Source organism: Crystallibacter permensis, assembly GCF_025960875.1.
GTDB lineage: Bacteria > Actinomycetota > Actinomycetes > Actinomycetales > Micrococcaceae > Crystallibacter > Crystallibacter permensis.
In genome coordinates this window covers 1-1428 of record NZ_JAODLR010000063.1, presented here as the reverse complement: position 1 = coordinate 1428, position 1428 = coordinate 1, and the positions used below count along the sequence as shown (strand labels likewise).

Genomic DNA, 1428 nt, shown 5'->3' with positions numbered 1-1428 from the left:
GGTTACGTCCCGTGGAATGGTGTAATTCTCCGCAGTTGCGCGTTGCTCCGGCAACGTAGTGAGCCATCGTGCGATGGTCAGTGAGTACAGATCAAAGTCACTCACAGAAAGACACAAACACACGATGGCTCTAGACCAGTCTGCCCTGCTTGACCTGCTTGGACAACTGAAACTCACCGATGTCTCCGACCGGATCCGGACCGCGACCGAAACGCTGTACCAGCAGCTGATCGAGGCCGAGGCGACCGCGTTCATCGGCGCCGCCCCGTTCGAACGCTCCGAGGCGCGCACCACCCAACGCAACGGGTCCCGGCCCAGGACGTTGACGACCACCGCCGGAGACCTGAACCTGAAGATCCCCAAGCTGCGGAACGGTTCGTTCTTCCCGGCCCTGCTGGAACGCCGGCGCCGCGTGGACCAGGCGCTCTACGCGGTCGTGATGGAGGCCTACCTGCACGGGGTTTCCACCCGCAAGGTCGATGACCTGGTCAAGGCGCTCGGGGCCGATACCGGGATCTCCAAGTCCGAGGTCTCCCGGATCTGCGAGGATCTGGACCATGAGGTCGCCGCCTTCCGGGACCGCGACCTCTCCGCCATGGACTACCCGTACGTGTTCCTCGACGCCACCTACTGCAAGGCCCGCGTCGGGCACCGCGTCGTGTCCCAGGCGGTCGTGGTCGCCTTCGGCGTGGCCGCGGACGGGCGCCGGGAAGTCCTGGGCTTCGACGTCGGCGACAGCGAGAACGAGGGGTTCTGGACGGCGTTCCTGCGGTCGCTGAAGGCCCGCGGGCTGGACGGGGTGAAGCTCGTGATCTCCGACGCCCACAGCGGCCTGAAGAAAGCCATCGGGACGGTGTTCCAGGGCGCCGCCTGGCAGCGCTGCCGGGTGCATTTCATGCGCAACGTGCTCTCGGCCGTGCCGAAGGGGTCCCAGGACATGGTCGCCTCGATCATCCGCACCGCCTTCGCCCAGCCCGACGCCGGGCACGTGAACGCCCAGTTCGACGAGGTGACCCGGATGCTGCAGAAATCGCATCCGAAGGTCGCCGCGATGCTCGGCGACGCCCGGGACGACGTGCTCGCGTTCGCCGGGTTCCCGGCAAAGCATTGGCGCCAGGTCTGGTCCACGAATCCCATGGAACGGGTCAATAAAGAGATCAAAAGGAGGACCGATGTCGTCGGGGTCTTCCCCAACCCGGCAGCCCTTCTCCGGCTCGCCGGCGCGGTCCTCGTCGAGCAGCACGACGAATGGGAAGCCGGGGACCGCCGCTACCTCTCCGAGGCCTCCATGGCCGAACTCAAGGCCATGGACACGACACCCGCCGCGCCGATAGAGGAGGCGATTTTGCTTCCCGAACTCGCTGCAGCATAATCAGAGAACTGACCTGCACGGTGTCGAGAAACTCCACCACTCAGCGGGACGTAACC

General features: G+C 65.5%; 1 protein-coding gene. It reads left to right on the top strand.

Features of this window, described 5'->3' with window-relative positions; all coding sequences use genetic code 11:
* The first annotated feature begins 124 nt into the window (after positions 1–124).
* The gene (locus B0G38_RS23175) at positions 125–1372 is read left to right on the top strand and encodes an IS256 family transposase (RefSeq protein ID WP_264671655.1); all 1248 of its coding nucleotides are present in this window, start codon (positions 125–127) and stop codon (positions 1370–1372) included.
* Positions 1373–1428 lie beyond the last annotated feature (56 nt).